Annotated in this window: 6 protein-coding genes; 2 read left to right on the top strand and 4 right to left on the bottom strand. The window is 70.4% G+C overall.

Annotated elements, in window-relative coordinates:
- Positions 1-237 precede the first annotated feature (237 nt).
- Together secG and ACTHNQ_RS16150 are read left to right on the top strand one after the other, a co-directional pair.
- Entirely contained in the window at positions 238-486 is a 249-nt protein-coding gene (gene secG / locus ACTHNQ_RS16155) for a preprotein translocase subunit SecG (protein WP_141893554.1), read from the top strand.
- Positions 486-842 carry an RNA polymerase-binding protein RbpA gene (locus ACTHNQ_RS16150; protein WP_018170639.1) on the top strand — a complete coding sequence of 119 codons (357 nt, stop codon included), beginning with the start codon at positions 486-488 and terminating at the stop codon, positions 840-842. Before secG ends, ACTHNQ_RS16150 begins: the two co-directional genes overlap by 1 nt.
- Positions 843-892: 50 nt before the next feature.
- Here the strand turns inward: ACTHNQ_RS16150 and pgl are convergent, their stop codons facing one another.
- The 4 genes from pgl to ACTHNQ_RS16130 form a co-directional block, all read right to left on the bottom strand.
- Positions 893-1,672, bottom strand: coding sequence for a 6-phosphogluconolactonase (pgl, locus tag ACTHNQ_RS16145; protein WP_440334983.1), 780 nt, complete (start codon positions 1,670-1,672; stop codon positions 893-895).
- A 36-nt stretch (positions 1,673-1,708) separates the two neighbouring features.
- Positions 1,709-2,668 (bottom strand): glucose-6-phosphate dehydrogenase assembly protein OpcA, encoded by a 960-nt coding sequence (locus ACTHNQ_RS16140; RefSeq protein ID WP_440334982.1) that lies wholly within the window; start codon positions 2,666-2,668, stop codon positions 1,709-1,711.
- Positions 2,665-4,215 (bottom strand): glucose-6-phosphate dehydrogenase, encoded by a 1,551-nt coding sequence (zwf, locus tag ACTHNQ_RS16135; protein WP_440334981.1) that lies wholly within the window; start codon positions 4,213-4,215, stop codon positions 2,665-2,667. Before zwf ends, ACTHNQ_RS16140 begins: the two co-directional genes overlap by 4 nt.
- Positions 4,216-4,235: 20 nt before the next feature.
- A partial coding sequence (locus tag ACTHNQ_RS16130; protein WP_440334980.1) for a glucose-6-phosphate isomerase occupies positions 4,236-5,370 on the bottom strand: 1,135 nt, incomplete at its 5' end.

Raw genomic sequence — 5,370 nt, 5'->3', positions numbered from 1 at the left:
ACCGAAGCTGACGACGGGGAGCACGCCGAAACCCGGGCGCCGCTCCGGGATTATGCGCTCGGGTGGATCGAGAACTACACGGGGCGCACCAAGCGCGGGTCCGGGGCCCCCCCCCGCAGGCGGGCGACGGCCGGGTTGGCGGGGGGGGGGCGGGGTGCCCGCCCCCCCCGCCGGCCTACACGTATACTTGTCCCTTGTGCGATCGGCGAATGATCGCACCGAAAGGCTTCAACGACTGTGCAGATCATCGAGTTCGTCCTGCAGGTGCTTCTCGGCATCACGAGTCTCCTGCTGACCCTCCTCATCCTGCTCCACAAGGGGCGCGGCGGCGGCCTGTCCGACATGTTCGGCGGCGGCATGACCTCCGCCCTCGGCTCGTCGGGTCTGGCGGAGCGCAACCTCAACCGCTTCACCGTGATCCTCGCGCTCGTGTGGTTCGCGGCGATCGTGGCCCTCGGCCTCATCACGAAGTTCCAGGCGATCTGATGGCGACCGGAGGCAACGCGATCCGCGGCACCCGCGTCGGTGCCGGACCCATGGGCGAGCAGGACCACGGCTTCCACGCCGACCGTGTCGCCGTCTCGTACTGGGATGCCCTCGGCAACGAGACCGTCCGCTACTTCGCGGCCGGCATCCCCGAAGAAGAGATCCCTGACACGATCGACTCGCCGCACTCGGGCCTTCCGGCCGGGCGCGACAAAGAGAACCCGCCGGCTCTCGCCAAGACGGAGCCCTACAAGACGCACCTCGCCTACGTGAAGGAGCGTCGCACCGAAGAAGAGGCCGAGCAGCTTCTCGACGATGCGCTGCAGCAACTGCGCGAGCGTCGCGGCCAGGACTGAGAACCAAAAGAAGAAGAGTGGATGCCGGACGGCATCCACTCTTCGTCTTTTCAGTACTCGCGGTCGATGAGCTCGGGCGGCACCTGTGCGGCGGCGGCCTCGTCGACGAAGAAGATCGTGCGCTTGCGGCCCTTGGCGCCGGCTGCCGGCACGCTGGCGTAGCTCGCGCCGGCGAGCGCCAGGCCCAGTGCGGAGGCCTTGTCGGGGCCGGACAACACCATCCACACGCGCTTGGAGCCGTTGATGACCGGGCGGGTCATGGTGACGCGCTCGGGCGGCGGCTTGGGGGAGTCCCTCACCGCGACCACCGAACGGTCCGTGATCTGGATCTCGTCTCGGTCGGGGAACAGCGAGGCGATGTGCCCATCGGGTCCGACGCCGAGGAAGCAGACGTCGAACGCCGGCCACGGACCCTCGGGTCCGGGGAAGCCGGCGAGCTCGGCCGCGTACGCGGCGGCGGCGGCATCCAGATCGGCGCCCTCGTCGCTCGCGAGCGTCGCGTGGATGTTGCCGGCCGGGATGTCGATGCCGTCCAGGAACGCGTCGCGCGCCTGCCGGTCGTTGCGCTCCGCGTCGCCGCGGGGAAGCCAGCGCTCATCGCTCCACCAGAAATGGACGCGCGACCAGTCGATGTGCTCGGCCCGGGGGTTGCGCGCGGCCGAGGCCAGTACGCGGGACCCCATCGATCCGCCCGTGAGCGAGATGTGCGCGATCTTTCCCTCGTCGAGGCGCTTGGAGACCCGGCTCAGGAACCGTGCGGCGACCGAATCGGCCAGGGTCGCAGGGTCAGGTGCGATGACGACACGTTTCTCGGCCCAGCCTTCAACCATGTCGATCCACCCCTGCCCCCCGGCCCTGCGCCATGATCATCGGTTCTGCGTCTCCTTCGTCGCCGGCGGGTCGAGCAGCTGCCAGCCCTCGGTGATGACTCGACCATACAGGACGTCCGGATCGAGCCGACGAAGCTCCTCGGCCAGGCATTCGCGCAGCGTGCGGCGCGGGAAGGCGAGCTCATGGCTGGGCTGGCCGGGCTGGGTGAGGATCGCCGCACCGGGGCTCGGACGCTCCAGCAGCACCTCGCCGGAGGGGCGGACCAGGGCCACCGACTTGATGCCGTGCGGCCACTCGTCGGCGTCCAGGTACGCCCAGTCGACGGGGACGTCGAGCGCCAGCCGCAGCCACGCCGCGAGCAGCGCGGTGGACGGCGAATCGGCGGCGCCGCGCACGCGGACTCCGACGATCGGCTCGTACGGCGGCTGGTCGAGGATCGCGGCGAGCTGCTCGCGCCAGCGCGTGAGACGCGTCCACGCCAGGTCGGTGTCACCCGGCGCGTACTGCGCGCCGAGGCCGCCGACCCAGGCCGACGGATCGGACTGGGCGGCGGCATCCGTGATCCGACGCTGAGCGATGCGGCCGATCGACGTCTTCGAGATGTGGTCGGGGGTGCGGTTGGGCCACCACACCACGACGGGGGCATCGGGCAGCAGCAGGCCGGTCACGAGGCTCTCGAGGTTCGAGCGGCCGGCGTCGCCGAAGGCTCGCAGCGTGACGACCTCGCTCGCGCCGGCGTCGCCGCCGACGCGGATCTGCGCGTCCAGGCGCGCGTCGTCGTCGTAGCTGTCGGGCAGCAGCAGCACGATGACGCGCATCGGGTGCTCGCGCGAGGCGTCGTTGGCTGCCTCGATGACCTCTTCGACGGCGCCTTCGCGCGTGAGGATGATGAGCGTCAGCACGCGTCCGAGTGCGACGGCACCGCCCTCCTCGCGCACGTTGACGAGTGCGCGCGAGATCTTGCTGACGGTGGTGTCGGGAAGATCGACGATCACGGGCGCCTCCAGCTCCGTCCGTCGCGGGCGAGCATCTCGTCCGCGGATGCCGGGCCCCACGACCCGGGTGAGTACTGTTCGAGCGGGCCGCCCTGCGCGGCCCAGAACTCCTCGATGGGGTCGAGGATGCGCCACGAGAGCTCGACCTCCTCGTGCCGCGGGAACAGCGGCGGGTCGCCGAGCAGCACGTCCAGGATGAGGCGCTCGTACGCCTCGGGGCTCGCCTCGGTGAACGCGTGGCCGTAGCCGAAGTCCATCGTGACGTCGCGCACCTGCGCGCCGGCGCCGGGCACCTTCGAGCCGAACCGGATCGTGACGCCCTCGTCGGGCTGCACGCGGATGACGAGCGCGTTCTGGCCCTGGCCCGAGGTCTGGCCCTGACGGAACAGCATCTCGGGGGCGCGCTTGAACACCACCGCGATCTCGGTCACGCGGCGGCCGAGACGCTTGCCGGTGCGCAGGTAGAAGGGGACGCCGGCCCAGCGGCGGGTGTTGATCTCCAGCGTGACGGCCGCATAGGTCTCGGTCGTCGACTTGGGGTTCATGCCGTCCTCTTCGAGGAAGCCGAGCACCTTCTCGCCGCCCTGCCAGCCGCCCGCGTACTGTCCGCGCGCGGTGGAGCGCTCGAGGTCCGCGGGGAGGGTGACGGCCGCGAGCACCTTCTCCTTCTCGGCGCGCAGATCCTTCGCGTCGAACGAGATGGGCTCCTCCATCGCGGTGAGCGCGAGGAGCTGCAGCAGGTGGTTCTGGATGACGTCGCGCGCGGCGCCGACGCCGTCGTAGTAGCCGGCGCGGCCACCGACGCCGATGTCCTCGGCCATCGTGATCTGCACGTGGTCGACGTAGTTGCGATTCCAGATCGGCTCGTACAGCTCGTTCGCGAAGCGCAGCGCGAGGATGTTCTGCACCGTCTCCTTGCCGAGGTAGTGGTCGATGCGGAAGATCGAGTCGGCGGGGAACGCCACTTCGAGGGCCGCGTTGAGAGCGCGCGCCGACTCGAGGTCGTGCCCGAAGGGCTTCTCGATCACGACGCGCCGCCAGCGCTCGTCGTCGTCCGCGTCCTCGCCCACGAGCCCCGAGTCCTTGAGCTGCTTCGCGACGAGCGGGAAGTCCTTCGGTGGGATCGAGAGGTAGTAGGCGTGGTTGCCCATGGTCCCGCGTTCCACGTCGAGCTTCTCGACGGTCTCCCGCAGCTTGCGGAAGGAGTCGGGGTTGTCGAACTCGCCGGAGACGAACCGGATGCCCTGGAGCAGCTGTGTCCAGGTCTCCTCGCGGAACGGCGTGCGGGCATGCTGCTTCACCGCGTCGTAGACGACCTGGGCGAAGTCCTGGTCCTCCCAGTCGCGGCGGGCGAAGCCCACGAGCGCGAACCCCGGAGGCAGGAGCCCCCGGTTCGCGAGGTCGTAGACCGCCGGCATGAGCTTCTTGCGGGACAGATCACCCGTCACGCCGAAGATCACGAGGGCGCTGGGCCCCGCGATCCTGTTGAGACGACGATCGTCGGGGTCGCGCAGCGGGTTGTGCCCGCGCGAGATGGGTACAGACATCGGTGGGGGCTCTCCTGCGGTTACTTCTGTGCGGCTTCGAAGAGGGTGAGCACGTCGTCGGACGACTCCGTGATCGTCAGCGAGACGACGGGACGCCCGTGCTCCGCGAGCACGCCCGCGTCGCCGGCGGCCTGCGCCTGGATGAGCTGACCGAACGTGAACGGCCGACCGGGGATCTCGAGGTCGACGTCGGTGCGCTCCAGGATCTGCAGGAACACCCCCTGCGCCGGGCCGCCCTTGTGGTACTGGCCGGTCGAGTGCAGGAAGCGCGGGCCCCAGCCGAACGTGGTCGGACGACCGGTGTCGGCGGCGACCAGCTCGCGCAGACCCTGTAGCTGCGGCACCTCGAGACGGTTGACGTACGCCTGGATCGACACGTAGCCGTCGGCGGGCAGCTGCGCCCACAGCGCGTCGAGCACGCCCTCGACCGTGCCGGAGGCCGCGAGAGCCGGGTCCGACACGCGCACCTCGACGCCGTTCGCCACGAACGCGGGGGCGGTGGGCTCGGGTCGGGCATCGAGGAGGCCGCGCGCGGCCACCTTCGCCGACTCGACGTCGGGCTGGTCGAACGGGTTGATGCCGAGCAGGTGCCCGGCGATGGCGGTGGCGTACTCCCAGACGATGAACTGCGCGCCGAGCGTGCCGCTGACGAGGATCTCACCTTCGTGGCGCTCGTGCAGGTGGAACTCGTTCGCGTCGTCGACCAGTCGCACGATCTGCAGGTCGGCGGGCACGGGGTCGAGCTCGGGGGAGACGGGGAGCAGCACGACCGGGAGGATGCCGGTTCCCTCCTTGCCCGTGGACTCGGCGATGAGCTGCTCGATCCAGTCGGGCAGGCCCTTGATGTGGGTGCCGTCCGTGATCAGACCCAGCTTGTCGCGGCGCGGGGTGGTCGCGGCGATGGCCGCGCCCACGCGCAGGGCCGGGTTCTCGGCGGAGTCGACGGCGACCTCGAGCAGCGAGGCCTCGGCCTCGTTCAGCAGCTCGTCGATATCGACGCCCGCGAGGCCGGACGGCACCAGGCCGAACGCGGTCAGCGCGGAGTACCGGCCGCCGACGTCCGGGTCGGCGTTCACGACGCGGTAGCCGGCCTGCCGCGAGGCCTTGTCCAGCGGGCTGCCCGGGTCGGTGACGATCACGATCCGGGTGGCCGGG

This window comes from Microbacterium sp., assembly GCF_051953575.1.
In the GTDB taxonomy this organism is placed as follows: Bacteria; Actinomycetota; Actinomycetes; order Actinomycetales; family Microbacteriaceae; genus Microbacterium.
This window is presented reverse-complemented; position numbering and strand designations above follow the sequence as displayed.